The organism is Nocardia sp. NPDC003183 (assembly GCF_053590715.1).
Map to the genome: position 1 here is coordinate 763,723 of NZ_JBSFTG010000001.1, position 26,162 is coordinate 789,884.

Here is a 26,162-nt window from a genome sequence, read left to right on the forward strand (position 1 = left end):
ACCTCACACTCTGGCGTAACGGTTGGGCACGGTGGTCGACAGACCGAGCAGTCCGCGCAGGGAACCCTCGGGATAGCTGGTGCGGAACAATCCGCGATGCTGCAGGGCGGGCACGAGTCGGCCCGCGATCGCGGCCAGGTCATCGACCGCGACACCGGGACGCAGCCGGAACCCGTCGACACCCTGGGCGTCCCAGTCGGCGAGCAGATCGGCGAGCTCCTCGGCGCTGCCGGTGAAAATGGCCGCGTCGGAGGAGAATTCGGCACCGGACTGGTCGTTGAGCCGGGCCAGGCGTTGCGCGCCGGTGTCCTCGTCGGAGTCGAGGAAGACGACCAGGTCGGCGTAGACCCGCAGCGGTTCGCCCACCCTGGTCGCGGCGGCGGTCGCGACCTGTCGCAGAATCTCGGCCGGTCCGTGCTCGCGTGTGGGTGTGACGAAGACGAGATCGGCTGCCGCGGCGGCGAATTCGTAGACGCGGGTGGCGTGGCCGAGTGCTGTGACCACCGGCTGACCTTGCGGTGGGCGCGGGGTGATGGCGGGACCGCGGACGCTGAAGAAGCGGCCTTCGAAGTCGATGTAGTGCAGTTTGTCGCGGTCGATGAAGCGGCGGGCGGCGACGTCGCGGATCTCGGCGCCGTCCTCCCAGCTGTCCCACAGGCGCCGCACCACCTCGACGGCGTCGGTGGCCTCTTCGAACAGTGCTTCGGCGTGTTCGGGGAGCGTGCCGGTCGCGATGATGTCGGCGAACTCGGCGGGCGTGGGGTCGGTGACCTCGCGGCGCCCGAAGTGCTGGGCTTCCTCGGCGCCTGCCGAGACTCGGACCTGCCAGCCCGCGCGGCCGCGGGAGGTGTAGTCGAGGGTGGCGATGGCGGTGGAGACGTGGAACGGCTCGGTGTGGGTGGTCGTCACCGTGGGGATGAGACCGAGGTGGCGGGTGATCGGGGCGAGCGTCGCGGCGATGAGATGCGCGTCGAGCCGGGCGCGGACCTGGTCTACGGCATCGTCGTCGCGGGTGTGCAGCGGACCGGGCACACGCAGGCTGTCCTCGATCGTGACGAAGTCGAGCAGACCACGCTCGGCGGTGCCGACCAGGTCGGCCCAGTATCGGGCGCTGAACAATTCGGTGGGCCGCGAGTTCGGTGCTCGCCAGGCGGCCGGGTGCCAGCCCGCGCCGTCGAGCGCGACACCCAGGTGCAGTGGGTTCGGTGCCATCGTCTGCCATTTCTGTTCGGTGAACGGTGCCTGGTGCAACGCCCGATGCCGGGCACCGGGTTGTCGGCCGGATCCGAGCGGCGCGGTCGCAGTACGGGGCGCAGCGATGTCGGCAACGATCACCGGTGGTCAGCGGGGCGGCTGGGTGAATACGACCCGTCCGCTGCGGCGACGTCAACCATTGAATTCAGCCCGATCGACAGGAAATAGGCTGTCGCCCTGCGGATCGCTGATCGCCGCGCACCGATCGCGCGAGGATGGAGGAATGCCGCATCGTTGCCCGCGGCGGTGTCCACCGGCAGATCCTTGTTTGCTGACGCGTCGCACAGACTTCTCGCTCTGCGGGAATTTATCTCCGCTTGCCTCCTGTCCGCGCAGGTAGAGGCCGGTGCTGCTCGGTACACAGCGGGGGTAGACACAGGCATTCGCTCGCTGTGCGGGTCGATACTTTCGACGTGAACGCAGCGCACGACAACGCGAACGACGAATTCCTCGTCCGAGTGCGCGACTACGCCGAGCAGGTGTTGCGACCCGCCGCACTGTCGACGGACCGCACCGGGGTGCTCGCGGAGCGGATCGACGAACTGGGCGGCCTCGGGCTGCTCAATCATCTCGCGCCCACAGAATTCGGTGGTCTCGCGATCGACCGCGACACCGACCGTCGCGTGCACGAGATCATCGCGGGCGCCTGCTTCAACACCTGGCTGGTCTGGGCACAGCACGCGCCGCTGGCCGGGCGCATCGCCGCGGCAGGTGCCCCGGTATCGGCGCTGGCCGCACAGATTCTGCGCGGTGAGCTGCTGCTCGGTGCCGGAGTCAGCGATGTGCGGCGGTTCCCCGATCACTATGTCGTGGCACGTAAGGCTGCCGATGGCTGGACCTTCGACGGCACCCTGTCCTGGGTCAGCGGGTGGGGCCTCAACTCGGCGCTGACGGTGGCCGCCGTGGAACCCGACACCGAAACCGTGGTCACCGCGCTCGTTCCGGTCGGGCCACGAACCCGCAGCACCGGACCGCTGGCACTCGGTGCGGTCGCGGGCAGCCGAACGGCCCGCGTGCACCTGGACGAAGTCTTCGTCCCCGACGAAAACGTTCTCACCACACTGAGTCTCGACCAAGCGCGCATCGACGACACCGGCACCGCGAGCGACGCGCGCGCCCACCACTTCGGCCTCGCCGAGACGATCCTGACCGAGCTGGAGCGCAGCACGGTGCCGCTGGCCGCCGATGTCGCGGCGACCTGGCGCCCACGCGTCGCCGAAATCCGTTCCACCGCGTACGCGCTCGCTGACGAAGCCACGGCCGCAGGCACCGGACCGCATCGCCTCGATGAGCGCCTGGCCACCAAAGTTGCCAGCGGAGAGGCACTCTCGGCGATCAGCCGCGCGCTGCTCATCGCCAGATCCGGCCGTGGCCTCAGCGGCGACGACACCGCGCAACTACACGCCCGCTCCGTCCTCTTCGTCCTGGTCCAGGGCCAGACCACCGATGTCCGTCGCGCCCAGCTCGCTGCGCTGGCCCGCTGATCACCACCGAACGGAACCACCGAACATGAGTCTCGAATTCCTCTGGTACATCCCCAATCAGGTCACGCCGGGTCACCGCGGCGAGCCCGTGGCCGCCGACCACAACAGCCTGGACACCTTGACCACGCAGGCGAAGGCGCTGGAGGCACACGGTTGGAAGGGCGCGCTGGTCGGTACCGGCTGGGGCCGCCCCGACACGCTCACCGTCGCCGCGGCGCTGGCGGCGCGGACCGAGTCCTTCGAGCCCCTCATCGCGATCCGGCCCGGCTATTGGCGCCCAGCGAACTTCGCCTCCGCCGCGGCCACCCTCGATCACCTCTCCGGTGGTCGGGTGCGGGTGAACATCGTCTCCGGCAAGGACGATCTGGCCGCGTACGGTGACAGCGAGGGCGACCAGGCCGACCGCTACGCCCGCACCAAGGAGTTCCTCCAGCTCGTCCGCAAGCTGTGGACCGAGGAGAACGTCACCTACCGCGGCGAGCACTTCCAGGTCACCGACTCCACGGTGGTGCCCCGCATCGAGCCGCGAGGCGACCGCCGTCATCCGACCCTGTACTTCGGTGGCGCTTCCGAGGCCGCGGAACGGGTCGCCGCGACCGAGGCAGATGTCCAGTTGTTCTGGGGTGAGCCGCTGGAAGGAGTGCGTGAGCGCATCGAACGATTGCGCGCGCTGAGCGCCGAACTGGGCCGGGAGCACGCGCCGCTCGAATTCGGCTTGCGCATCACGACTTTCGTCCGCGACACCACCGAGCAGGCGTGGGCCGATGCCGAGGCGAAGGTCGCGGAGATGGCGAAGAACAGCCAGAGTAGGTCGAATCCGCACCGTCGCACTGCCGTCGGTCAACAGCGTCTGCTCGACCTCGCCGCGCGCGGCGAGGTGCTCGACGACAATCTCTACACCGCGCCGGGCAAATACGGTGGGGGAGGCGCGGGTACCACCTGGTTGGTCGGTTCCGCCGAGGATGTCGCCAAGTCGCTGCGCAAATACCGCGATCTCGGCATCACCCACTTCGTGCTGTCCGACACCCCGTACCTTCGCGAGATCGAGCGTCAGGGTTCCCAGCTGCTGCCGTTGCTCGGGGAGTGAGTGCCGCCGCCGTCCTGACCGTCGACCCGGTGCGCAGTCGACGGTTCCGGCTCATCGCGGTCTTCGCGGTGACCCAGACCGTCGGCTACGGCGCGATGATCCAGGCCTTCACCGTGCTGCTGGTCCCGATGTCGCAGGCCCTGGCGGTCTCACGCACCGAAATCGCGGCCGCTGCCACCATTTCCACGTTGATCGGGGCGTTGGCCGCGGTGCCGGTGGGTAATCTGCTCGACCGCTACGGTGGTCGGGCCTTGATGACGGCGGGCTCGGCACTCGGTGTCGGCGCGGTTCTGCTGTGGTCGCAGGCGCAGAGCCTGGCCCAGCTGTACGCGGCGTTCACACTGATCGGGTTGGCACTGGCCACCTCCACCTACGAGGCCGCGTTCGCCGTTCTCGTGGTGGCCACCGAACCCGAACACCGGGATTCGGCGATCGTCGCGGTGACCACGGTCGTCGGACTGGCCACGAGCCTGTACTACTTCTTCGCGGGCTGGCTCGAAACGCAACTCGGTTGGCGCACAACACTGGTGGTGCTGGCGATCGGTTTCGCGGTGATCGTGGTGCCCGCGCACCTGTGGGCGGTGCCGGGCCGGGCAGCGCACACCAGCCGGGTCGCGCAACGCACCGGCGTCCGCCTCGGTGACGCGCTCCGTGACCGCAAATTCTGGTTGCTGGTGGTCTCTTTCGTCGCCCAGAGCGGGTCCACCTCGGCCTTTCTGCTGATGATGGTCACCTACTTCCGCGACATCGGCTATTCGCCCGTGTCCGCCGCCGCCCTCCCGATCGCCGTCGGCGTCACCCAGATCGCCGCCCGCCTGGCCCTGGCCCCGTTGGCTCGCCGCTTCGGGATGACCAGCGTGACAGGGGTTTCCTTCGCCCTCCAGGGGGCGGGATTGCTGGCTCTACCGCTGGCAGGCACCTCACTGCCGCTCACGCTGGCCTGCATCGTCGCCTTCAGCACCGGCTACGGCACCAGCGTGATCGCGCGCCCGTCGATCGTCGCCGACAGTTTCGGCGTCCCCCAGTTCGCCGGGATCCTGGCCGTGATGACGGTCCCGATCGCGCTGTCGCGTGCGGGCGCTCCCTTGGCCGCCACCTGGCTCGGTGACTGGCGATTCCTGGTAGCCATCGGGCTCGCCGCCCTCCTCGCCGCGATCGCGCTGATTCCGCTGTCGCGCACACCGCCGGTAGACCACCCACCGGTTCCGCCTCAGGACGCGGTCACCGGACCCAACTGCGGTGCGACCCCGTAACGGACCGGCAGCGAAACGGCCGCCCCGCTCGAAGGTGAGTGGGCGGCCGTTGGACTGCAGTGATTACGCGGGCAGGCTTTCCGCCGCGCGGTCCCCCGGGACGGGGAGACCGAAGCGGGCGCGCAATGTCGGTGCGGAGTAATCCTTTTGGAACAGCCCACGCTCCTGAAGGATCGGCACCACCAGGGTCGCGAAATTCTCCAGGTCGACGGCGGTCTCGGCGGGCATGATGGTGAAGCCGTCGGCGGTGCCCGCGTCGAACCAGGACGAGAGATCGTCGGCGACCTGCTCGGCCGAGCCGACCAGGAGGCGGTGGCCGGAGCCGCCGGCGCCCTGCTGGATCAACTCGCGCGGAGTACGCGGTCCCTCCGCGATGAGCGCGCGGGTGGAGATGCTGAACCCCGTCGAGAACGCACCGGCCGGAACGGCATCGGGAAGATCGTCGACGCCGATCGGATCATCGGGGCCGAAAGAGTCCGCGGGCAGGCCGAGGTTACCCAGCAGTGCGGCAGTGAGCCGCTCGATCGGCAGCAGATCGTAGAGCTCCTGCTCGCGCCGACGCGCCTCGTCCTCAGTCGCCGCGACCAGCACCACCACGCCGAGCGAGATCTTCACATCGTCGCGATGACGACCGGCCGCGGCCGCGCGCTGCCGGATGTCGTTGCGGAACGCGACCGCCTTGGCCTTGGTCTGGGCGACGGTGAACACGACATCGGCGAAGTCACCCGCCAACTTGAGTCCGCCCTCGGACCCGCCGGCCTGCACGACCACCGGTCGACCCTGTGGGCCCGGAGCCACCGGCAGCGGCCCGGCGACCGAGAAGAACTCGCCCTCGTGATCGATGCGATGGATCTTGCCGGTGTCGGCGTAGCGACCGGTCGACTTGTCCGCGATCAGCCAGTCCGGCTCCCAGCTGTCCCACAGCCGGGTGACCACGTCGAGGAATTCCCAGGCCCGCCGGTACCTGGTCTCCTTCTCCGGATGATCGGTCAGGCCGAAATTCGCTGCGGCTGCCGGTGTTCCGGTGGTCACGATGTTGACCGCCGCCCGCCCCTTCGTCACGTGATCGAGCGCCTGGAACCGCCGCGCGAGGTTGTAGGGGGAGTTGTAGGTGGTCGACGAGGTGATCACGACACCGAGACGCTCGGTCACCGCCGCGACGCTGCCGAGCAGGACGAGCGGATCGATCCCGGTGCCGGGCGCCTCCTCGATCTCCCCGCGCAGGGCAGGACCGTCACCGAGGAAGACCGCGTCGATCTTGGCGGCCTCGGCGATCTTCGCCAGACGCTGGAAGTAGTCGATGTCGAGGTAGGCGAGCGGGTCGGCATGATCGAGTCGCCAAGCCTGACGGAAGTGTCCCGGTGTCATCAGGGACAGGTTCAAGTGGAATCCGGACATGGTCGGTGCCTTCTGGTGCGGTCGGTGAGACAGGAGACGCCGATGACGTGAGCGGTTCTCGGCCACGTCATCGGCGTCGTGTTCGGGCAGGAATCAGAGCTTCAGGCCGGTGCCGTGGACACCGTGCTCCTCGATGAGGGCGAGCTCCTCGGCGGTGAAGTCGGGGAAGTCCAGTGCGGCGGTGTTGTGGTCGAGCTGGGCCACCGAACTCGCCCCGATCAGTGCCGAGGTGACTTCGGGACGGCGCAGCACCCACTGCAGGGCCAGCTGGGCCAGCGACTGCCCGCGCGCGGCGGCGATCTTGTTCAGCTCGGCGGTGCGCTGCCGGTAGGTCTCGTCGATGACATCGGGGGACAGGAACGTGCTGTTCTGCGCTCGAGCACCCTCGGGAATGGTCTCGAGGTACTTGTCGGTGAGCAGGCCCTGGGCCAGCGGCGAGTAGACGATCACGCCGAACCCGTCCTGGGTCGCGGTGTCGAGCAGACCGTTCTGCTCGGGGCGGCGATCGTAGATCGAGTAGCGGGCCTGGTGGATCAGCAGCGGGACACCGGCGGCGCGCAGCTGCTCGGCGATCTCGTGGGTGCGGTCGGGCAGGTAGTTGGAGATGCCGACGTAGAGCGCCTTGCCCTGCTGAACCGCGCTGACCAGCGCGCCCACGGTCTCCTCGAGCGGAGTGTCGAGGTCGGGGCTGTGGTGGTAGAAGATGTCGACGTAGTCGGTGCCGAGATCGCGCAGGCTGTGCTCGAGGGAGTTCAGGATCGACTTGCGCGAGCCGCCGCGCAGGTACGGGCTCGGCCCGATCGCGTTGCCCGCCTTGGTGGACAGCACGATCTCGTCGCGGTACGGCGCGAGGTCCTTGGCGAGCACCCGGCCGAAGTTCTTCTGGGCGGCGCGGTGCGGTGGGCCGTAGCGGTCGGCGTTGTCGAAGTGGGTGATGCCCAGATCGAAGGCGTGCAGGATGATCTCGCGCTGGGTGGCGAAGGCGTAATCGGTGCCGAACTTCTGCCACAGCCCGAAGGAGAACGCGGGCAGGTCGAGGCCGGAGGTACCGGTTCGCCGGTACGGGACCTTCTCGTAGCGGTCTTCCGCGGCGGTGTAGGTGCGGTCGAAGGGGCCGTAGCTCATCAGGGATCTTTCTCTCGGTGGATCAGAACAGACCGGTGGTCGGGGGTTGTTCGCCCGTCAAGTGAAACGCGCCTGCGACGGCTTGCTTCCATTGGCGGGGGTTGTGGTTGGCGGCGGTGCGGGCATTGCGCCAGTGCCGGTCGAAGCCGAGGGCGCGGTCGGTGATCGACCCGCCACCCACGTCGAAGACGAGTTCGGCTGCGGCGAGCGCGGATTCGATGGCGATCACGCCCGCCTGGGCCACCTCGACCGCCGCCGCCGCACCCGCGGCTCTGGCATCGTCGCCGGTGCGCCCGCGCACGCCCTCGAGGGTTTCGGCGGCCAGCAGGACCACCGCGCGCGCCGCCTGGGCGCGGGCGGCGATCTCGCCGACGGTCTGGCGGACATAGGGATCGTCGAGGCTGCTGGTAGCGGTGCTGTGTTTGATCGGGCGGGCCTTCTCCCGCACGTAGGCGACGGCGTCGTCACGGGCTCGCGCGGCGATACCCGCCTGCACGGCGGCCAGATACAGCTGGGCGTAGGAGCCCTGCCACGGATTGTCGGGTTCGGTCTCCGGCGCCGGGGTGATCTCGTCGGCGCTCACTCGCACCCCGGTGAACCGGGTGGTCCCGCTGGCGGTGAGGCGCTGGCCGACCGCGTCGAAGTCGTCGAGTCGTCGCACCCCCGCGCGATCCACCGGCACGGTGAACCGCAGCACGGTCCCGTCCTCGGTCTGTGCCTGCGTGGAGAACCAGTTCGCGTACAGCCCACCGGTCGAGTAGTACTTCTCGCCGTCGATCACCCAGTCCACGCCGTCAGGGCGGGCGGTCGCGTTGACCTGCCCGCTGGCACCGCCCGTGCGTTCATTGCTGGTACCCGCGAACAGGTCTCGGTCGCGTAGCCGTTGCAGCGTTTGCTCCCGGTGCGGCAGGTCAGGTCTGCCCGCCACCTGGTTCGCGGTCAGAAAACTGCTCCGCAATGCCTGCGCCACACTGGAATCGGCCCGCGCGATCTCGATCACCAGGTCGGTGACCTCGCGCAGCGACCCGCCCGCCCCGCCCTCTGCAGTGGCGATGCCGGTCAAGGCGATCCCTGTCTCGGCGAGCGCGCGCACCTGTGCGAAGGCGTAGTCGCGGTCGATCTCGCGTTGCCGCGCCGTGTCGGCGAGCTGCCGCAGGATCGGCGCCGCGGCGGCTCGGATGCCCGCCACCGTGAGCGGATGGTCGGGCCTTGCCGACGGGGAACGCTGTGGTGTCCCTGCGATTTCGGTATCCGGCGCGGTGCCCTGAGTCGGGCCGATCGGCAGGCTACCGCTGCTGATACCCGGCACGGCGTCGAGTGCCGCGAGAGAGGACGCGGCCGGTGCTGAACCGGTCGCGCCGGGTTCGAACAGGGGTGCCGACTGGTCGACGGCGGTCATCGCGCGCCGTTCTGCGCGGCATCGGCTGCCGCGGTCGCCTCGCCGTTGGTCGCGGCCACAGTGGCGTCCGGTGTGACCACCGAGGGGCGCTGCCGGTAGTAGCCCGGCACCGGCGCGTTGCCGTTGACAAGGAAGTCGCCGAGCACGCGGGGTTTGTAGATGACCGGGTTGTGCGAGGCGAGGGTGCGGGCATTGCGCCAATGCCGGTCCAGATGCACGCTGTTGCGGATCGTGGAGGACCCGCCCGCGTCGAAAGCCCTTGTCGCGGCATCGAGTACGGCCTCGATCACCGCGATCTGCGCGGCGGAGGCATCGAGGTAGGCCCGGGTGTAGGCGGCCTCGTCCCCGGCGGCGTGCGCGGCCTCGAGCTGCTCGGCGGCATGCCGCAGCAGGGTTTCGGCGGTGAGCCTGCGGGCTTCGAGAAGGCCGATCACCGACAGGATGTCGGGATCTTCGGTGGCGTGCTGGGTGAGCGCGTGCAGACTGGTGCGGGTGCGACCGCGCACGATCTCCGCCGTCTCGGCGACGATGCTGCGCGCGATCCCGGTCAGATTCGCCAGGTGCACGATCTGGACGAAGGAATCCAGACCGCGCAAGGACTCCTTGTACCGGCCGATATCGCCGTGCTCCTCGACCGGCACATCCTCGAAATAGGTGGTGCCGCTGCCGGTTTGACGCTGACCGATGCCGTCCCAGTCGTCGGCGTGGGTGACGCCGGGGTGCCGGGCCGTGATCACCACGAAACCGCGGGTGCCCTCATCGTCGACCACGGCCGCGCGGATGTAGTCGGCGAATCGCGCGCCTGTCGAGTAGAACTTGGTGCCCGAGACCACGCGCACGCCGTCCTCGCCCACCCGGGCGCGCGTGGTGGTCACGCCCCAGCCCGCGGATTCGCCCACCGCTTCGGCGACCAGTGCCGAGGGCTCGGACTGCGCGTTGCCGAACACCGCGCCCGCACCGATCGCCCGGAACCAGTGCTCGCGCACCACCGGATCGGTCTCGGCGCGCAGGATCTCGGTGGTGGTGAAATGCCCGCGCCAGATCTGCGGAATATTGGAATCGGCCTGCCCCGCCTCGGCCAGCAGTCCGAACAGCGTCGGCAGGTCGACGTCGAAACCGCCGTACTCCACCGGCACCCGCAATCGGCCGAAGCCCGCGTCGGCCAGCGCCTGGATCAGCGCGTCGGGGTGCTCGAAGGCGAGGTCGCGCTCGCCCGTGCCGGGGACGAACTCGGTCAGGACGGACCGGATGCGGGGGAGTGCCTCGGCCAGGGTGGCGGGCGCGATGGTAGTGGTCATGACAGTCCTCCGATGAGGTCGCGGCCGGCGATCGCGTCGAGCAGACGCACGGTGTAATCGTCGGTGGGAGAGGAGAAGACCTGGTCCACGGTGCCTTGTTCGACGATGCGGCCTTCGCGCATCACCGCGACGCGATCGGAGATCGCGCGCACCACGGCCAGGTCGTGAGAGATGAAGACGTAGGTGAGCCCGCGTTCTTCCTGCAGGCCGCGCAGCAGGTCGAGGATCTGCGCAGCGACCGAGACGTCCAGCGCCGAGATGGGCTCGTCGAGCACGATCACCTTCGGCTCGAGCACCAGCGCGCGAGCGATGGCCACCCGCTGACGTTGCCCGCCCGACAATTCGCGCGGATGCCGGTCGACGAAATCGGCGGGCAGGGCGGCGGCCTCGAGCGCGGCCACCACCCGATCCCGATTCGGCCTGCCGCGGCGCAGCCCACGGCGCGGCTCGAACGAGCGCAGCGGCTCGTCCACCACGTCGTAGACGTCGAAGCGCGGATCGAACGAGGAATACGGGTTCTGGTACACGATCTGCACGTCGCGGCGCAGTGGACGGAACTCCCGGCGGCTCAGCCGGGTGATGTCGGTACCGAGCAGCGCGACGCGACCCGAGTCCGCTTCGGTGAGCCCGGTCAGTACCCGCGCCGTCGTCGACTTCCCGCTGCCGGATTCGCCCACGATGGAAAAGGTTTCGCCGCGTTGCACCCGGAACGAGATGCCGTCGACGGCGGGTATGCCGCCGTAGTCCTTGCGCAGCTCGTCGACCTCGATGACCGTTTCGGTGCCGACCGCGACCGGTGTGCGGTCGCGGACCCACGGCCGCCGCGACGGCACGCTGTCGAGCAGTCGCCGGGTGTAGGCGTGCTGCGGGTCGGCGACCAGCTGCGCGGTCGGCCCGAACTCGACCAGCTCGCCCTGGTGCAGCACGCCGATCAGGTCGGAGCGATCGGCGGCCACGCCGAGATCGTGGGTCACCAGCACCACGCTGGTCCCCGTGCGCAGCCGGACCTCGTCGAGCAGGTCGAGCACCTGCTTCTGCACCGTCGCGTCCAGCGCCGAGGTCGGCTCGTCGGCGATGATCAGATCCGGTTCGGCCGCGACCGCGGCGGCGATGAGCACCCGCTGGCGCATCCCGCCCGAGAGTTCGTGCGGGTACTGGCGATAGCGGCGCTCGACATCGGTGAAGCCGACCAGTTCGAACAGTTCGTGCACGCGTTCGCGGCGAGCGTCGGCATCGAGCTCGGTGTGCAGCCGCAGCACATCCTCGACCTGGTGTCCGACCCGGCGCACCGGGTCGAGCGAGACCGTCGGATCCTGGGGGATCAGGCTGATCGCGCGTCCCCGGATCGAGCGCCAGCCTTTCGCGCTCAGCTCGGTGAGGACTTGGTCGCGGAAGGTGATGGTGCCGCCGGTGACCTCGCCGTTGCCGGGCAGCAGCCCGAGCACGGCGTGGGCGGTGGTGGTCTTGCCCGAACCGGACTCGCCGACCAGCGCCAGCACGGTGCCGGGCGGGACGTCGAAGGAGACGTCGCGCACCACCGGGGAGACCCGGTCGTCCACCCGGTAGCCCACGCGCAGGTTCGCTACGCGCAGCACCGGCCGCACCTCGACTTCTTGTGTAGGCGTTGATAGTTCGTGGACGACGCTCATACGGAGCCCCTCCTGGAGAGATGACGGGACAGGTGATTGGTCGCCAGCACCATCACCACGATGGTGAGCCCCGGCCACAGCGTCAGCCAGCCGCGTGTGGCGATGTAGTTGCGCCCGTCGGAGACCAGCCGGCCCCATTCCGGGTCCGGCGGCTGCGCACCGAGCCCGAGGAAGCTCAGCGAGGCGATCCAGATGATCGCGATGCCGAACTGCACGGTGACCAGCGAGACGGTCGGCGCGATCGAATTGGGGATCACGTGTCGCAGGAGAATCGCGCCGGTCGAGGCCCCGCTGGTGGTGGCCGCCTCGACGTAGGTGCTGGTGCGGGCCTTGACCACCTCCGAGCGGATGAGTCGCGCGAAGGTCGCCGACGAGGTGAGCCCGACCGCGATCCCCGCCTGCCACACTCCGAAACCGAGCAGCACCACGATGGTGATGGCCAGCAGGAAGCCAGGAATCGACAGCACCACGTCGATGAGCCGCATCACCGCGCTGTCGGGGAACCCGGCGAACCAGCCCGCGACCGCGCCGAGCAGGGAGCCGACGAGCACACCGACACCGACGGCGATCGCCGAGCCCAACAGTGAGGCCCGCGCGCCGTAGACGATGCGCGCGTAGAGATCCCGGCCGAGCTGATCGGTGCCGAACCAGTGTTCGCCCGAGGGCGGCTTCAGCTTCTGGGCCGGATTCACCGCGAGCGGGTCGTAGCCGGTGAACAGCTGCGGCACGATCGCCCACGCCAGGATGGTGACGACCACCAGCAATGCCAGCGCGACCGTCCAGTGCCGACGGGTCCATCGCAGCGCGGACCATGCCCGAACCGTAGGTTTCGTCGAATCAGACTGGGCCGGAACAGCTTCGATCTTGTCGAGTGTCGTCATGGCATCGCCACCTCGGCAGGCAGTCGACGCGGCACCGCCGCGACGACCGGAACGGAGACGGTGGCCTGCTTGCGTACTGCCGACCGCGAGCGCGTGACCCGGTGCGTGCGCCCGTCCACCAGCACCCGCGGATCGATGAACGGATAGGCCAGGTCCACCGCGAGATTCACCAGCACATAGGCCAGCGTCGAGAGCAACACCACGCCCTGCACCACCGGCAGGTCCTGGGTGTCGACCGCGCCGACGGTGAGCTGGCCGATGCCCTGGCGCGCGTACACCGACTCGGTCACCACCGCACCGGCGATCAGCTCACCGAAGGCCAGCCCGAGCAGCGTGAGCACCGGCAGCGACGAATTGCGCAGCACATCCTTGCGGAAGATGTAGCCCTCACCCGCGCCCCTGGCCGCCACCACGTGCACGAACGGTCGCTGCCGGGTCGTGCGCACCGAGGTGGCGAACACCTGGGCCAGCGGCGCGGCCACGATCAGCCCCAACGTCGCGGCAGGTGCGATGAGCGCGAGCACCGTGCCGTCGTCGACCGAGGGGATCAGGTGCCAGCGGAACGAAAGATATTGCAGCACCAGCACACCGACCACGAAGGTGGGAACCGAGGCGAACAGCGCGGGCGCGGAATCGAAGACGCCGCGCAGCCACGTCCACGGCGCGTAGTTGGCTGCCACCGCGACGACACCGGCGAAGACCAGCCCGAACACCAGGCCGAGTCCGGTCAGGGTCAGTGTCGAGGGCAGCGCCTCGGTGACCGCGTGCGTCACCGGCCTTCCCGAGGTGAGCGAGAAACCGAGGTCACCGTGCAGCAGGGCCCACAGCGCGTGCAGGTACTGCTCCCAGACCGGCCGGTCGAGCCCGTAGAACTCGAGCATCAACCGGCCCGCCTCCGGCGTGATCTGCGCCTCCGGGTTCTGGATGCGGTTGTTCACCGAATCCCCGGGCAGCGCGCTGAGCAAGATGAACGACAGGGTGTAGGCGGCCCAGAGGACCAGTACCGCCTGTACCAGCCGCCGCAGAACGTAGATGCGCATCGCCGGCTCCTACCCGGTGATCCAGGTGTCGTAGAGCCAGGTGCGGGCCGTGGACTCGGTGGTGAAACCGTGCACGGTCGGCGCCAGGCCGAACACCTGAGTCTCGTCGTAGAGCGGAATGGCGTAGCCCTCGCCGAAGACCCGGTCCTCGACCGCCTGGATGGCCTTCGTCCGCGCGGCCGGGTCGAACTCGAAGGCCTGCGCGCGCACCAACTCGTCGAGCTTCGCGTCCGGCACGGGCGCGAAGAACTCGTTCTGTGCGGTGCTGTCGAACGCGGTGCGCAGGACGTCGGCCTCGGCGCGCGAGGTCTGGCCCTGCACCAGCGCCCAGTTGTCGGGACGGGAATTGCGGATCGACTCGTATTCGGTCTGCGACACGGTGTGGATCACCAGATCGACGCCTGCCTTCTTCCACTGGGACTGCAGTAGTTCCAGCACCGGCTGCGACACCTGGTAGAACGGTGCCACCCAGACCTCGAACTGCAGGCGCTTGCCGTCCTTGGCCCGGATGCCGTCGCCACCCTTCTTCCAGCCCGCGCCCTCGAGCAGCGAGTTGGCCTTGTTCAGGTCGTAGCCGAGGTACTTGCTCGCGTCGCCGCGGTTGGGAGTGTCCTTGACCAGGATGCTGTTCGGGATCGGGTAGCTCGGCGAGAGCACTGTCTCGTTGATCTCCTTGCGATCGGTGGCGGCCTGCAACGCCAGGCGCACGTCCTTCTCCACGATCGGCGTGGCCGAATCCAGTTGCACCGACAGCTTGTTGGTCTGGCCCTGCACTGCGAACGCCTCGATCCGGCCACCGTTGGCGGTCACCGTCTCCTCGTCGTAGGGGCTGATGTTGCGCGCGATGTGCGCCTCACCCGACTGCAGCGCACCGACCCTGGTCCCGGCTTCCGGCACGGTCTTGAAGACCACCCGCTCCAGGTAGGCCTTGCCCTGATGGCCCGAACCCGTCGGCGCCCAGTTGTAGTCCTCGCGCCGCTTCAGGGTGATGCCGGTGTTGCCGGTGACCGACTCCACCACGAACGGACCGGACCCGATCCAGTTCTTGGCCTGACTCTGACCGTTGAGATCCCGCTCCAGGAACGGCTTCGCCAGAATGGACCCGGCCCGGTAGAACGAAGCCACCTGCAGGAAACCGGCATTGGGCTTGGTGAAGGCCACCTCGACGGTCAGCGGATCGATCACGGTCGAGGCCCGGTAGTCGGAGAAGAACCGGTCCGGCGGAATGCCGAGCGCCTTGTCGCCGAGCGCGTGCTGGTCGTAGTTGGCTTTCACGACCGCCGCATCGAGCGGGTCGCCGTTGCTGAACGTGACTCCCGCGCGCAAGCGGAAGGTGTACTTCAGCTTGTCGGGGCTGACCTCCCACGACGTGGCCAGCCAGGGCTTGATCTCCCCGGTGTCGGGATCCTGCCAGGTCAGGCGCTCGGCGAGATTGTTGGCGACCTGACTGTTGGACCAGATCGAGTTGACCGGCGTCCACGCTGTGTACTCGATGGGATCGTAGAAGTTCAGCGTGCCACCGAAAACCGGGTCGCCTGCCGCCTCGTTCTGCGACGACGGCCCACCACACGCGGCCAGCACGGTGGCGAGGGCGATGGCCGCGGTGCCGGTGGCCAGGAGTCGACGGAATCGAATATTCCTCATGTGGTCGTGGGTCTTTCGTCGGAGCGGACTGTGTTGCTTACACTCCGGAGGTTAAGTCCGCGACCGTCACATTCCGCGATTTCGGATCGCCAAGAATGCCTACACCATTATTCAAGTTTCGCTTCACGATCGGGTGGCGTGCTCGATTCACTAAAACTGAACAAATCACGAAGTGCAACTTGGTTGTTCGCGGACTTGTCGTTGTGCAGACTTCGCGAAATGTCATCGAAAAGATTCTCCGCGGCGACGGCGCTCGTGGCCGTCACCCTTGTCGCCTCCGTGCTGACGGGCTGCGCTGCCTCGGGTAACCGGGTCGCGGGCAGCGACGACGCGGGCCCGCCGGTCGCCGGTGGGACCTTGCGTTTCGCCGTGCTCGACGCACCCGCCAACCTCGACCCGCATTCGGGCAGCTCGTATCCGGAGTCGCTCATCACGAGCAACATCACCGACAAATTGACCTACCAGAATCCCGAAACCGGGGCCATCGAACCGTGGCTGGCCAAATCCTGGGATATCAACCCGGAACTGACCGAATTCACCTTCCGGCTCCGCGACGACGTCACCTTCACCGACGGTTCGAAATTCACCGCCGATTCGGTGAAAGAGAATTTCGACCTGCTCGGATTCGGTGACAAGGCGCTGGGCATCGTGCCGGTGACCGCGTACTGGGTCGGCTACACCAGCACCACGGTGCTCGACCCGGCGACGGTCAAGGTCGTCTTCAATCGACCGAACGCCGGGTTCCTCCAGGCACTTTCGCTGTACTTCTCCGGCATCGTCGGTCACTCGACCCTGCAGCTGACCAAAGAGCAGCGCGCGCTGGCGCAGAATCTGGTGACCACGGGTCCGTTCGTCGTCGCCGAGCACGTCTACCAGCAGAAAACGGTGCTGAAGAAGCGTCCCGGATACAACTGGGCGCCCGCCAGCCGCAAACACAACGGCGAGGCGTACCTCGACGCCGTGGAGATCTCGGTGATTCCCGAGGCCGCGGTCCGCACCGGTGCGCTGCGCGCGGGTCAGGTCGACGCGATCCTCGACGTCAACAACACCGACGAGGCGCCGCTGAAAGCCGAGGGCTACCGGATCGTGCCGCAGTTGATTCCCGGGCGCGATATCTCCTTCGACCTCAAGACCGACCGGTTCCCGACCGACGACCGTGCCGTGCGGGAGGCCGTGAAGCTGGGCTGGAACCGCGACGCGCTCGCCAAGACGGTGCTCACCTCGAGCTACAAGGTCTCGAGCTCGGTGATCTCCTCTCGCGTGCCCGGCCACGTCGACTTCTCCGCGGAACTGAAGCAGGACCGGACCAAGGCCGAGCAGATCCTCGAATCAGCGGGGTGGAAGAAGGGCTCCGACGGTATCCGGGTGGACGCGCAGGGCCGCCGACTCGAACTCGCCCTGCTCGGCATCAACAACCTGGTCAACAACAAGCCCGCCTACGAGCTGATCCAGCAGGATCTGCGCAAGATCGGCATCGACCTGAAACTCGACGTGCTGCCGATCCCGGACTACACCGCCGCCGCCACCCAGCAGAAACGCTGGAACATCCAGGTGGCCAACCAGAGTCGCGCCGATGTGGCGGTGCTCGAGCAGGTGTACTCGCCGCAGTACACCAACTCCTCGAAGCTGGCGCCGGAGAACCCGCTCTACCAGCAGGCGATCGACAAGCTCAGCGCGGTGAGCAAGACCCTCGACCCGGGCAAGCGCGCCGAGGCCGCCGAGGCGGCGCAGCGGTTCCTGCTCGTGGATCAGGTGCTCACCGTGCCGGTGTACAACCCGGCGCAGGTGACCGCGGCATCCCCGCGGGTGCACAACGTGGGCTATGAAGCGCAGTCGCGCAACGTCTTCTACGACACCTGGATCGAGCCGAGGTAACCGATGTCGCGCTATGTGCTCGCCAAGCTGGGGCAGGCGGTGTTCGTGGTGTGGGGCGCCTACACCCTCACCTTCGTACTGCTGTTCGTGCTGCCCTACGACGCGGTCGACTTCCTGTTCGACCCGTCGCAGGGCGACTTGATCTCCGAGGAGGACAAACAGAACTCACGGGAGTACTTCGGCCTGGACCAACAGCTGGTAGGGCAGTACACACACCGGCTGTTCGCCGCGCTGACCGGTGATTTCGGGGTCTCGACCCGCACCGGTGAGCAGGTGTGGCCGCTGATCGTGTCGGTACTGCCGCACACTGCCCTGCTGGCGGGCGCCGCGCTGGTCCTCGCCGTCGCGCTGGCCTTCGCCGTCGCCGCCACCGCGGGCTACACCCGCACCAAATGGGTCGCCGATCTGGTCGCGACCCTGCCCGCGGCGGGGGTGTCGGTGCCGGTGTTCCTGGTGGGACTCGCACTGCTGCAGGTGTTCTCGTTCCAGCTGGGCTGGTTCCCGCCGATCGGCAACGAAGGCTTCGGCGCGCTGGTGTTGCCCGCGGTGACGCTGGCGATACCGGTGTCGGCGCCGATCGCGCAGCTGCTGATCAAGAACTTCGACGCCGAACTGCACGCCGGGTATGTCACGGTGTCGGTGGCCAAGGGTGCGACGAGGCTGTGGGTGTTGGTACGGGAGGTATTGAAGAACGCCGCCCTGCCCGCGCTCACGATCGCCGGTGTCACCTTCGGCAACCTGCTCGCCGGCGCGGTGATCGTCGAAACCGTGTTCTCCCGTGCGGGATTGGGCCGCTTGACCGAAACGGCGGTGCGCACCCAGGACGTGCCGCTGGTGCAGGCGGTGGTGGTGTTCGCCGCGCTGGTTTTCGTGACGGTGAACTTCCTCGTCGATCTCGTCTATCCACTGGCGGATCCGCGGCTGCGGTCCCGTGTGCGAGCAAGGACCTCCGCATGACCGTCCTCGACAACGACATCCGTACCGCACCGACGGTTCCCGATCGCGTGCGCACCGCGACCGCGGCGATCACCGCCGCGCCGGGGCTGACCCTGGCGTGGCTGGTGATCGCCACCGTGCTCGCCTGGGCGCTCGTCCCGTCCCTGTTCACGAAGTACTCACCCTTGGAAGGTGATTCGGACGCAAGCTTCAGCGCGCCGAGTCTCGAGCACCTGTTCGGCACCGATCGCCTCGGCCGCGATCTGCTCGCCCGCACCATCTACGGCACCTCGACCACACTCACCGCGACCCTGCTCGCGGTGGCCCTGGGGTTCGTGATCGGGTCGGCGATCGGGCTGCTCAGCGGGTTTCTCGGGGGCCGGGTCGACGCGGTGATCATGCGCTTCGTCGACGTCCTGCTGGCCATCCCGAGCCTGCTGCTGGCCATGACCGTAGTCACCGCGCTGGGCTACGGCACCGTGAATATCGCTGTCGCCGTCGGCATCTCGGCGGTGGCGGCCTTCGCGCGGGTGATGCGCTCGGAGGTGCTCAAGGTCGCGGGCACCGACTACGTCGAGGCCGCCTACGGCTCCGGGGCCGGTTTCGGGCGGGTCGTGGTGCGGCACGTGCTGCCGAACTCGGTCTCGGCGGTGCTGTCACTGGCCGCGCTCGAATGCGGCACGGCGGTGCTGGCCGTGGCGGCGCTGGGCTTCCTCGGCTACGGCGCACCGCCGCCGGACCCGGAATGGGGCCTCGCGGTCTCCGAGGGCAGGGACTTTCTGGCCACCTACCCGTGGATCTCGCTGCTGCCCGGCATCGTGATCGCCGTGGTCGTGCTGTCCACCAATCGAATCGGGCGAGCGTTGGGAGAGAAGCGATGAGCGAGAAGGAAACCCTGCTGCGGATCGAGGACCTGTCCGTGCGCTACCGCGCCCGCGGCGCGGACGGGCAGGCCGCGGTCGACGGTGTGTCGCTGACGGTGGGCCGGGGCGAATTCGTCTCGATCGTGGGCGAATCCGGGTCCGGCAAGAGCACCACCGTCCATGCCGCGCTGCATCTGTTGCCCCCATCGGCGCGGGTCGAGGCCACGGCACTGGCGTTGAACGGGCACGACACCGCGTCCTGGAACGACCGTAAACTCGCCCGATTGCGCGGCCCGTTCGTCGGTTTCGTGCCCCAGGACCCCGGCACCTCGCTGAACCCGGTCAAACGGGTCGGCACCCAGGTGCTCGAGGCCTTGCGACTGCACCGGCGCGTCGAATCCGGGCCGGGGCGCGACCTCGCGGTGGCGAAACTGGCCACGGCGGGATTGCGCGAGCAGGAACGGGTGTACCGGCAGTACCCGCACGAACTGTCCGGCGGCATGAAACAGCGGGTGCTCATCGCTATCGCGCTGGCCAACGACCCCGCGCTGCTGGTGGCCGACGAGCCGACCTCGGCCCTGGACGTCACCGTGCAGAAGGTGATCCTCGATCACCTCGCCCACCTGCGCGACACCCTCGGCCTCGGTGTTCTGCTGGTCACCCACGACCTGGGCGTGGCCGCCGAACGATCCGACCGCCTGATCGTGATGCAGCACGGCCGCATCGTCGAAGAGGGCCCGGCCGGCCGCATCCTGGCCGATCCCCGACACGACTACACGCGCCGACTGGTCGCGGCGGCGCCCACCCAGCAGAGCACCCGCCTGACGAGCACCGAGCCCCGTATCGAACCAGGTGGCCCGTCCGTCTGCGGCCCGGCGTCGGTTCCCGGAGAATCGGTTTCGTCGACAGGGACCGGATCGTCGGCCGTGCGTGCGCGGTCGGCAGCGACGGCCATCAGCTCGTCGCCGCGCCGGGCGACGCCTGTGCCGACAGGGACCAGGCCACTGCTCGAGGTCCGGGAACTGACCAAGACCTTCGCGCACGGTGGTGTGCGCGCGGTCGACAACGTCTCCCTGGCCGTCCGCGCGGGAACAACGCACGCGCTGGTGGGGGAATCAGGGGCGGGCAAGTCGACCGTCGCCCGAATTGCCGCGGGCTTCACTTCACCGGACTCGGGGCAGGTGTGGTTCGACGGCGCCCGCATCGACGGGCTCTCACGCGGGAAACTTCGTCCGATCCGTCGCGAGATCCAGTTCGTATATCAGAACCCGTATTCGTCGCTCGACCCGAAGTTCACCGTGGAGCAGATCATCGCCGAACCGCTCGTCGCACTCGGCCTGCTCCCGCGTGGGCCACGACGCAGCGATCGGGTGCGCGAACTGCTCGACGAGGTCGCTCTGTCGCGAGAACACTTGGCGCGCAAGCCTGCCGAACTCTCGGGTGGTCAGCGTCAACGCGTCGCTGTGGCCCGCGCGCTCGCCGCCGGGCCGCGAGTTCTCGTCCTCGACGAGGCGGTCTCGGCTCTCGATGTCTCGGTGCAGGCGCAGATCCTGCGTTTGCTGGTCGATCTCCAGCACCAGCAGGGTCTGACGTACCTGTTCATCACCCACGACCTGGGTGTGGTGCGGCTGGTCGCGGACGAGGTGACGGTGATGCGCGCGGGTTCGGTGGTCGAATCCGGTGCTGTCACCGATGTTTTCGAGAACCCCACCCAGGACTACACCCGACGGCTGCTCGACGCGGTACCGGTCGGTACGGGCACGCCCGTCGCCGTCGACGCCGTGGTGGCGTGATCGGCGAAGCGCAGCTGTACAGAATCGCTCTGATCGTAAGGATTTCCTGGAATGTCGCTACTGCGGATGATGGGCGAATCCGGACGCCAACCGGTCGAAGCGAGGAATTCATGTACGACATTCGACGCCTTGTCCTGTTGCGCGATCTCGCCGAGCGAACCACCATGACCGCCGTATCGGAATTGCACGGGATCACTACCTCGGCGGTCTCGCAACAGTTGCGCATTCTCGAAGAGGAAGTGGGCGCGGTGCTCACCCGCCGTGAAGGCCGGGTGTTGCGCCTGACCCACGCGGGTCGGGTGCTGGTGGACTACACCTCGCGGATCATCACCGCGCTCGAGGAAGCCGAGAGCGCGGTGGCCGCCACCGCCGAGGCCATCACCGGTGTACTCACCCTGGCCACCTTCCGCACCGCGCAGACCCGGCTCGCGCTGCCCGCCGCGGCGAGACTGATGAACGAGAACCCCGGCCTTCGGGTGCAGGTGGTCGACCTGATTCCGGTGGACGCGGTGCCCGCGGTCCGCCAGCAGGAGGTCGACATCGCGATCACCTATTCGTACTCGTTCCGGGCTCGGGATCTGCCGCTCGGGCTGTCCTCGGAGTACCTGTTCGACGATCCGCTCGTGCTGCTCGCCCCACCCGGCCTGCGGGAACGGGCCCGCCAGCAGGGCTTGTCCGCGGTGCGTGACGCCGACTGGATCGCCGCCCGCGACGGCGCGCCGTCGATCGTGTCGGTGATGTACGCCTGCCGTGAGGCCGGGTTCGCCCCGCGGATCGAGCATCGCAGCGGCACCTTCGCCGGGATGGCCGAGATCGTCGACCACGGGCTGGGCGTGGCGGTGGTACCGGAGATGTCGGTACCACCGGAGTACCGGCACCTGATCGCCTGCACCATCGCCAACGGGTCGCGCCAGGTCGGCGTGACCTACCGGCAAGCCTCCCTGGAAAGGCCCGCTGTCGCCGCGGCCATACGCATGCTGCGCGCCATCGCGGCGCCCGAGCAGTTGGCGTCCTGATCCCGGTCGACGATCGAGAAAAACTGAACGAATCCGGTAGACCGGCTGTCTTGTTCGGTGACATCGGAGGTTCCGATACTGGATTGCGGAGACCGAACGTGGAAAGGAGGTCTCGTGGAATTGCCGAATATCCGGATCGAGGCCGCCGCCACGGCTCCGCCCTGTCGTCGCTGATTTCGACGATCCACTTCATCGCGCCCCGATTCCTTTTCCGGTGAATTCCGGTGCGCCGCACAGATCTGCGTTCGACCGCCGCCGAGCGGTCGTGACGCGACCAGGAGAGTGACACCCGCATGACCGCTGTGGCACCAGCACACACCGTGCACGGTCTCGACGAGGACGCGTTCGCCGACGCGCTCGCACTGATCGCCGATCGCGCCGCCGAACACGACCGGGCGGGGGCCTTTCCGTTCGCCGCCTTCGAGGCGCTGCGCGCGATCGGCGCGCCCGCGCTCACGGTTCCGGTGGAATACGGCGGTCTCGGAGCGGGTCTCGCCGAGGCGGTCGAGGTGATCGAACGCGTCGGCGCCGCCGACCCGTCGGTCGGACTGATCCTGCAGTGGAACTACACCAACCATCTGAGCCTGCTCCGCGACGACAGCCCGTGGCCCGCCGAACTGAAGGAACTGGTGCTGCGCTCGGCCGCGACGGACGGCGCGCTGATCAACGGGCTCGCCGTCGAACGCGAACTGGGCAGCCTCTCCCGAGGCGGCATTCCGGCCACCACCGCCACCCGGCTGCCGTCGGGGGGCTGGCGCATCGACGGTGAGAAGGCCTACGCCACCGGCATTTCCGGGCTGAGCTGGTTCACCGTCACCACCAGCACCGCCGAACCGAGCCCGCGTGTGGCGACCTTCCTGCTCGACCGCACCGCCACCGACTGGCACGTCGAACCGACCTGGAATCACCTGGGCCTGCGCGCTTCCGACACCCAGTCGGTGGTCTTCGACGGCACGGTCGTCGCCGAGGCCAGGCTCGTCGACCTGCGTGACCCCAACGGCGGCACCGCCAAGATTCGCCGAGCCGGGCGCCAATCGCTGCCCCTGCTCCTGGCCGCGAACTACAACGGCGTCGCGATCGCCGCACGGGACTGGCTGGTGCGCTACCTGCACACCAGAGTGCCCACCGCACTGGGTGATTCGCTGGCCACCGTGCCGCGTTTCCACGACCGTGTGGGTGAGATCGAAGCCTGGATCCAGACCAGCCGCGCACTGGTGCGCCAGGGCGTGGCGAGCCTGGCCGACGACGAGCACGGGCGCCTGCCCGCACTGGCCAAACACGTGGCCACCTCGACCGCCATCCGGGTCACCGAATCCGCGCTCGACCTGACCGGTAACCCCGGCCTCGACCGGCGACATCCGCTCGAACGCCACCATCGCGACGCCATGGTCGGGCGAATCCACTTCCCACAGAGCGATTTCGTACTCGCCGACCTCGGTCGCGCCGCGCTGGCGGCGGGCCGTGCCAAGGAGGAACAGCCGTGACCCGCCGACAGGTCCACCTCAACGTCAACATTCTCAACGCCGGCGTGTTCGGCGGCTCGTGGCGCTTCCCCGGCACCGACCCCGCCGCGAGTTTCACCCTCGACCACTACGTGCGCATCGCCCAGCGCGCCGAGGAAGCCAAGTTCGACGCGATCTTCCTCGCCGACGGGCCCGCCATCCGCGAGGACATCCGGTACCGGCCGTTCAACAGCCTCGAACCGACCGTGATCCTGGCCGCCGTCGCCGCGGCCACCGAGCGCGTCGGCCTCATCGCCACCCTGTCGTCGAGCTACAACGACCCCTACGACGTCGCCCGCCGCTTCGCCTCGCTCGACCTGCTCAGCGGCGGTCGCACCGGCTGGAACGTGGTCACCACCGCCGGTGTCGACGCGGCGCGCAACTTCGGCTTCGACGCCGAACCGGCCCACGCCGCCCGCTACGAACGCGCCGCCGAATTCGTCGAGGTGGTGCGCGCGCTCTGGAACAGCTGGGAGCCCGACGCGCTGATCGGCGACAAAGCCACACACCGCTTCGCCGACTACACCCGCATCCACGCCGTCGACCACCACGGCCCGCACTTCGACGTGGCCGGTCCGCTGAATGTTCCGCGCTCGCCGCAGGGCGAACCGGTGGTCGTGCAGGCCGGTGCGTCGAAAGACGGCCGGGCACTGGCCGCCCGGGTCGGCGAGGTGATCTTCACCGCCGCCCAGACCGCGGACGAGGCGGGGGAGTACTACCGCGACGTGAAGGCGCGTGCCGTCGGCTACGGGCGCAGGGCCGAGGACGTGCTGATCCTGCCCGGCCTGTCCACCGTGCTCGGTTCCACCGAAGCCGAGGCCGCCCAGCGCCGTGAACTGCTGGCCGAACTCGTGCCACCGGACTACGCGCTCGATCGGCTCGCCACCCAGCTCGGCGTCGACCGTGACGATCTCACCCTCGACGGCCCGCTCCCGTGGCACCTGCTGGCCGACCCCGACGAGGCGGGCGGGTCACAGACCTTCTACAAGATCGCCGTGGGCCTGGCCCGGCGCGAGAACCTGACGGTGCGTCAGCTGCTGCGGCGCCTCGGCGGCGGCGCGGGCCACCGCATCGTCACCGGCACACCGGAACAGGTCGCCGACGCGATCATCGACTGGGTCGAGGCGGGCATCGCCGACGGCTTCAACCTGATGCCCGATGTGCTGCCCGGCGGCTTCGACGACTTCGTCGACGGTGTCGTGCCGATTCTGCGCGAGCGCGGCGTGTTCCGCACCGACTACGAGGCGACCACCTTGCGCGGTCACCTCGGCCTGCCCGTCCCCACCTACCGGGGCACCATCGCAGAAGGGGCTGCCTGATGGCACGCAGACTGCATTTCCTCGTCAACGTCGGCAGCGCCGGCTATCACCCGGCCGCCTGGCTCGAACCGACCCTGCCCGCCGACGCGTTCATCCAGCTCTCGCACTACCAGCGGGTCGCGGCCGAGGCCGAACGCGGCGGACTCGACGGCCTGCTGTTCCCGGACATCCCGGTGCAGCAGCCCGGCATCGCCCGAGCGCCCGCCGCCACGCTCGATCCGATCCTGCTCAGCTCGGCGCTGGCCGTGACGACCGAGCGCATCGGGCTGATCCCCACCGCGACCACCTCGCTGAACCTGCCCTACAACCTGGCCCGGCGGATCCTCTCGCTCGACCACGTGAGCGGGGGCCGAGCGGGCTGGAATGTGGTCACCACGTTCGAACCGAACGCCGCCCGCAACTTCGGCATCGCCGAGCTGCCCGAGCGCGACGAACGGTACCGGCGTGCCGCCGAGTACGTTTCGCTGACCGAGAAGCTGTGGGACAGTTGGGAATCCGACGCGCTGATCGGCGACCAGGAAGCCGGTGTCTTCGCCGATCCGGATCGGGTACACGCGGTGGATCACCGGGGCGAGTTCTACTCCGTCGCCGGGCCGCTGAATGTGCTGCGCTCCCCGCAGGGCCGCCCGGTTCTCGTGCAGGCCGGAGCCTCCCCGCAGGGCCGGGCCTTCGCGGCCGCCCACGCCGAGGCGATCTACACGACCCAGCTCAGCCTGTCGGCCGCGCGTAGCTTCTCGGCCGAGATCCGCTCGGCAGCGGTGGCTTCCGGCCGCGACGGCGACGCGATCCGGATCCTTCCCGGCCTGGTCCCGGTGATCGGGTCCACCGAAGCCGAGGCCCGCGCACGGTTCGACGAGTTGCAGGGGCGGCTGCATCCCGACAGCGCTCCGGTGCGCCAGTTCGCCCGCTGGCTGGGCTATCCCGACGTCGACCTCGACCTCGACTCCCCGCTGCCGCACCAGCTCACCACGCTGCCCGCCGACCGGATCGGACCGCAGGGCTTCTTCGCCTCCCTCACCGGCTACGCGCTCGAAACCGGCCACACCGTGCGGCAATTGCTCACCGAGTTCCTGGGCGGGCACCGCGTGGTGATCGGGACACCGCAGACGGTCGCCGACCACATCGAGCTGTGGCACCGCAACGCGGGCATCGACGGCTTCACCATCATCCCGGCCGTCCTGCCCGGCTACCTCACCGACTTCGTCGACCAGGTCGTGCCCGAACTGCGCAAGCGCAGGCTCTTCCGTCGCGAGTACGAACACACCACCCTGCGCGGTCACCTCGGCCTGTCCGAACCCGCGAACTCCTTTGCCCGCGAAACCGTTTCCACAACCTGAAAGTGACAA

General features: G+C 68.7%; 21 protein-coding genes. 11 read left to right on the top strand and 10 right to left on the bottom strand.

What is annotated here, in order from left to right; translation table 11 throughout:
- Nucleotides 1-3: 3 nt before the first annotated feature.
- A complete protein-coding gene (locus ACWDXS_RS03470; RefSeq protein ID WP_449961533.1) occupies nt 4-1,212 on the bottom strand; it encodes an LLM class flavin-dependent oxidoreductase in 1,209 nt (402 codons plus the stop codon).
- A 119-nt stretch (nt 1,213-1,331) separates the two neighbouring features.
- Entirely contained in the window at nt 1,332-1,508 is a 177-nt protein-coding gene (locus tag ACWDXS_RS03475) for a hypothetical protein (RefSeq protein ID WP_449961536.1), read from the bottom strand.
- 159 nt (nt 1,509-1,667) lie between these two features.
- On the opposite strand from ACWDXS_RS03475, the gene ACWDXS_RS03480 reads away from it, so the two are divergent.
- Genes ACWDXS_RS03480 through ACWDXS_RS03490 form a run of 3 tightly spaced genes read left to right on the top strand, consistent with a single transcriptional unit; the run spans nt 1,668 to nt 5,078 of the window.
- Complete coding sequence (locus ACWDXS_RS03480; RefSeq protein WP_449961538.1) at nt 1,668-2,738, top strand: acyl-CoA dehydrogenase family protein; 1,071 nt, start codon at nt 1,668-1,670, stop codon at nt 2,736-2,738.
- A 25-nt stretch (nt 2,739-2,763) separates the two neighbouring features.
- Entirely contained in the window at nt 2,764-3,825 is a 1,062-nt protein-coding gene (locus tag ACWDXS_RS03485) for an LLM class flavin-dependent oxidoreductase (RefSeq protein WP_449961541.1), read from the top strand.
- Nucleotides 3,822-5,078: an MFS transporter gene (locus ACWDXS_RS03490; RefSeq protein ID WP_378628597.1), complete on the top strand. Its 1,257-nt coding sequence runs from the start codon at nt 3,822-3,824 to the stop codon at nt 5,076-5,078. Before ACWDXS_RS03485 ends, ACWDXS_RS03490 begins: the two co-directional genes overlap by 4 nt.
- A 63-nt stretch (nt 5,079-5,141) precedes the next feature.
- Here the strand turns inward: ACWDXS_RS03490 and ACWDXS_RS03495 are convergent, their stop codons facing one another.
- The 8 genes from ACWDXS_RS03495 to ACWDXS_RS03530 form a co-directional block, all read right to left on the bottom strand.
- Nucleotides 5,142-6,476: an NtaA/DmoA family FMN-dependent monooxygenase gene (locus ACWDXS_RS03495; RefSeq protein WP_449961544.1), complete on the bottom strand. Its 1,335-nt coding sequence runs from the start codon at nt 6,474-6,476 to the stop codon at nt 5,142-5,144.
- Nucleotides 6,477-6,569: 93 nt separating this feature from the next.
- Complete coding sequence (locus ACWDXS_RS03500) at nt 6,570-7,601, bottom strand: aldo/keto reductase (RefSeq protein WP_449961547.1); 1,032 nt, start codon at nt 7,599-7,601, stop codon at nt 6,570-6,572.
- 22 nt (nt 7,602-7,623) lie between these two features.
- Nucleotides 7,624-9,000 (bottom strand): acyl-CoA dehydrogenase family protein, encoded by a 1,377-nt coding sequence (locus ACWDXS_RS03505; protein WP_449961550.1) that lies wholly within the window; start codon nt 8,998-9,000, stop codon nt 7,624-7,626.
- Nucleotides 8,997-10,298 carry an acyl-CoA dehydrogenase family protein gene (locus ACWDXS_RS03510; protein WP_449961553.1) on the bottom strand — a complete coding sequence of 434 codons (1,302 nt, stop codon included), beginning with the start codon at nt 10,296-10,298 and terminating at the stop codon, nt 8,997-8,999. Before ACWDXS_RS03510 ends, ACWDXS_RS03505 begins: the two co-directional genes overlap by 4 nt.
- The gene (locus tag ACWDXS_RS03515) at nt 10,295-11,947 is read right to left on the bottom strand and encodes a dipeptide ABC transporter ATP-binding protein (RefSeq protein WP_449961556.1); all 1,653 of its coding nucleotides are present in this window, start codon (nt 11,945-11,947) and stop codon (nt 10,295-10,297) included. The genes ACWDXS_RS03510 and ACWDXS_RS03515 overlap by 4 nt, the downstream gene beginning before the upstream one ends.
- Complete coding sequence (locus ACWDXS_RS03520; protein ID WP_449961559.1) at nt 11,944-12,828, bottom strand: ABC transporter permease; 885 nt, start codon at nt 12,826-12,828, stop codon at nt 11,944-11,946. Before ACWDXS_RS03520 ends, ACWDXS_RS03515 begins: the two co-directional genes overlap by 4 nt.
- Nucleotides 12,825-13,868 carry an ABC transporter permease gene (locus ACWDXS_RS03525; RefSeq protein ID WP_449961562.1) on the bottom strand — a complete coding sequence of 348 codons (1,044 nt, stop codon included), beginning with the start codon at nt 13,866-13,868 and terminating at the stop codon, nt 12,825-12,827. The genes ACWDXS_RS03520 and ACWDXS_RS03525 overlap by 4 nt, the downstream gene beginning before the upstream one ends.
- A gap of 9 nt (nt 13,869-13,877) precedes the next feature.
- Nucleotides 13,878-15,512 carry an ABC transporter substrate-binding protein gene (locus ACWDXS_RS03530; RefSeq protein WP_449961565.1) on the bottom strand — a complete coding sequence of 545 codons (1,635 nt, stop codon included), beginning with the start codon at nt 15,510-15,512 and terminating at the stop codon, nt 13,878-13,880.
- Between the two features lie 219 nt (nt 15,513-15,731).
- Between ACWDXS_RS03530 and ACWDXS_RS03535 the strand changes: the two genes are divergently transcribed.
- The 8 genes from ACWDXS_RS03535 (at nt 15,732) to ACWDXS_RS03570 (ending at nt 26,153) form a co-directional block, all read left to right on the top strand.
- Nucleotides 15,732-17,387 carry an ABC transporter substrate-binding protein gene (locus ACWDXS_RS03535; protein ID WP_449961568.1) on the top strand — a complete coding sequence of 552 codons (1,656 nt, stop codon included), beginning with the start codon at nt 15,732-15,734 and terminating at the stop codon, nt 17,385-17,387.
- A gap of 3 nt (nt 17,388-17,390) precedes the next feature.
- Entirely contained in the window at nt 17,391-18,344 is a 954-nt protein-coding gene (locus ACWDXS_RS03540; RefSeq protein ID WP_378628609.1) for an ABC transporter permease, read from the top strand.
- A complete protein-coding gene (locus tag ACWDXS_RS03545) occupies nt 18,341-19,204 on the top strand; it encodes an ABC transporter permease (RefSeq protein WP_379316196.1) in 864 nt (287 codons plus the stop codon). The genes ACWDXS_RS03540 and ACWDXS_RS03545 overlap by 4 nt, the downstream gene beginning before the upstream one ends.
- Complete coding sequence (locus ACWDXS_RS03550) at nt 19,201-20,979, top strand: dipeptide ABC transporter ATP-binding protein (protein ID WP_449961573.1); 1,779 nt, start codon at nt 19,201-19,203, stop codon at nt 20,977-20,979. Before ACWDXS_RS03545 ends, ACWDXS_RS03550 begins: the two co-directional genes overlap by 4 nt.
- Before the next feature lie 110 nt (nt 20,980-21,089).
- Complete coding sequence (locus ACWDXS_RS03555; RefSeq protein WP_387448226.1) at nt 21,090-21,995, top strand: LysR family transcriptional regulator; 906 nt, start codon at nt 21,090-21,092, stop codon at nt 21,993-21,995.
- A gap of 293 nt (nt 21,996-22,288) precedes the next feature.
- Nucleotides 22,289-23,479 (top strand): acyl-CoA dehydrogenase family protein, encoded by a 1,191-nt coding sequence (locus tag ACWDXS_RS03560; protein ID WP_449961577.1) that lies wholly within the window; start codon nt 22,289-22,291, stop codon nt 23,477-23,479.
- On the top strand, nt 23,476-24,816 hold the full coding sequence (locus ACWDXS_RS03565; protein WP_449961580.1) for an LLM class flavin-dependent oxidoreductase: 1,341 nt from the start codon (nt 23,476-23,478) through the stop codon (nt 24,814-24,816). The genes ACWDXS_RS03560 and ACWDXS_RS03565 overlap by 4 nt, the downstream gene beginning before the upstream one ends.
- Nucleotides 24,816-26,153 (top strand): NtaA/DmoA family FMN-dependent monooxygenase, encoded by a 1,338-nt coding sequence (locus ACWDXS_RS03570; RefSeq protein ID WP_449961583.1) that lies wholly within the window; start codon nt 24,816-24,818, stop codon nt 26,151-26,153. Before ACWDXS_RS03565 ends, ACWDXS_RS03570 begins: the two co-directional genes overlap by 1 nt.
- Nucleotides 26,154-26,162: the final 9 nt, after the last annotated feature.

Excerpts from the sequence above, each read along its gene's own strand:
- ACWDXS_RS03470 (WP_449961533.1), bottom strand. The coding sequence starts at position 1,212 with ATGGCACCGAACCCACTGCACCTGGGTGTCGCGCTCGACGGCGCGGGC.
- ACWDXS_RS03485 (WP_449961541.1), top strand. The coding sequence starts at position 2,764 with ATGAGTCTCGAATTCCTCTGGTACATCCCCAATCAGGTCACGCCGGGT.
- ACWDXS_RS03495 (WP_449961544.1), bottom strand. The coding sequence starts at position 6,476 with ATGTCCGGATTCCACTTGAACCTGTCCCTGATGACACCGGGACACTTC.
- ACWDXS_RS03500 (WP_449961547.1), bottom strand. The coding sequence starts at position 7,601 with ATGAGCTACGGCCCCTTCGACCGCACCTACACCGCCGCGGAAGACCGC.
- ACWDXS_RS03505 (WP_449961550.1), bottom strand. The coding sequence starts at position 9,000 with ATGACCGCCGTCGACCAGTCGGCACCCCTGTTCGAACCCGGCGCGACC.
- ACWDXS_RS03510 (WP_449961553.1), bottom strand. The coding sequence starts at position 10,298 with ATGACCACTACCATCGCGCCCGCCACCCTGGCCGAGGCACTCCCCCGC.
- ACWDXS_RS03515 (WP_449961556.1), bottom strand. The coding sequence starts at position 11,947 with ATGAGCGTCGTCCACGAACTATCAACGCCTACACAAGAAGTCGAGGTG.
- ACWDXS_RS03520 (WP_449961559.1), bottom strand. The coding sequence starts at position 12,828 with ATGACGACACTCGACAAGATCGAAGCTGTTCCGGCCCAGTCTGATTCG.
- ACWDXS_RS03525 (WP_449961562.1), bottom strand. The coding sequence starts at position 13,868 with ATGCGCATCTACGTTCTGCGGCGGCTGGTACAGGCGGTACTGGTCCTC.
- ACWDXS_RS03530 (WP_449961565.1), bottom strand. The coding sequence starts at position 15,512 with ATGAGGAATATTCGATTCCGTCGACTCCTGGCCACCGGCACCGCGGCC.
- ACWDXS_RS03535 (WP_449961568.1), top strand. The coding sequence starts at position 15,732 with ATGTCATCGAAAAGATTCTCCGCGGCGACGGCGCTCGTGGCCGTCACC.
- ACWDXS_RS03540 (WP_378628609.1), top strand. The coding sequence starts at position 17,391 with ATGTCGCGCTATGTGCTCGCCAAGCTGGGGCAGGCGGTGTTCGTGGTG.
- ACWDXS_RS03545 (WP_379316196.1), top strand. The coding sequence starts at position 18,341 with ATGACCGTCCTCGACAACGACATCCGTACCGCACCGACGGTTCCCGAT.
- ACWDXS_RS03550 (WP_449961573.1), top strand. The coding sequence starts at position 19,201 with ATGAGCGAGAAGGAAACCCTGCTGCGGATCGAGGACCTGTCCGTGCGC.
- ACWDXS_RS03555 (WP_387448226.1), top strand. The coding sequence starts at position 21,090 with ATGTACGACATTCGACGCCTTGTCCTGTTGCGCGATCTCGCCGAGCGA.
- ACWDXS_RS03560 (WP_449961577.1), top strand. The coding sequence starts at position 22,289 with ATGACCGCTGTGGCACCAGCACACACCGTGCACGGTCTCGACGAGGAC.
- ACWDXS_RS03570 (WP_449961583.1), top strand. The coding sequence starts at position 24,816 with ATGGCACGCAGACTGCATTTCCTCGTCAACGTCGGCAGCGCCGGCTAT.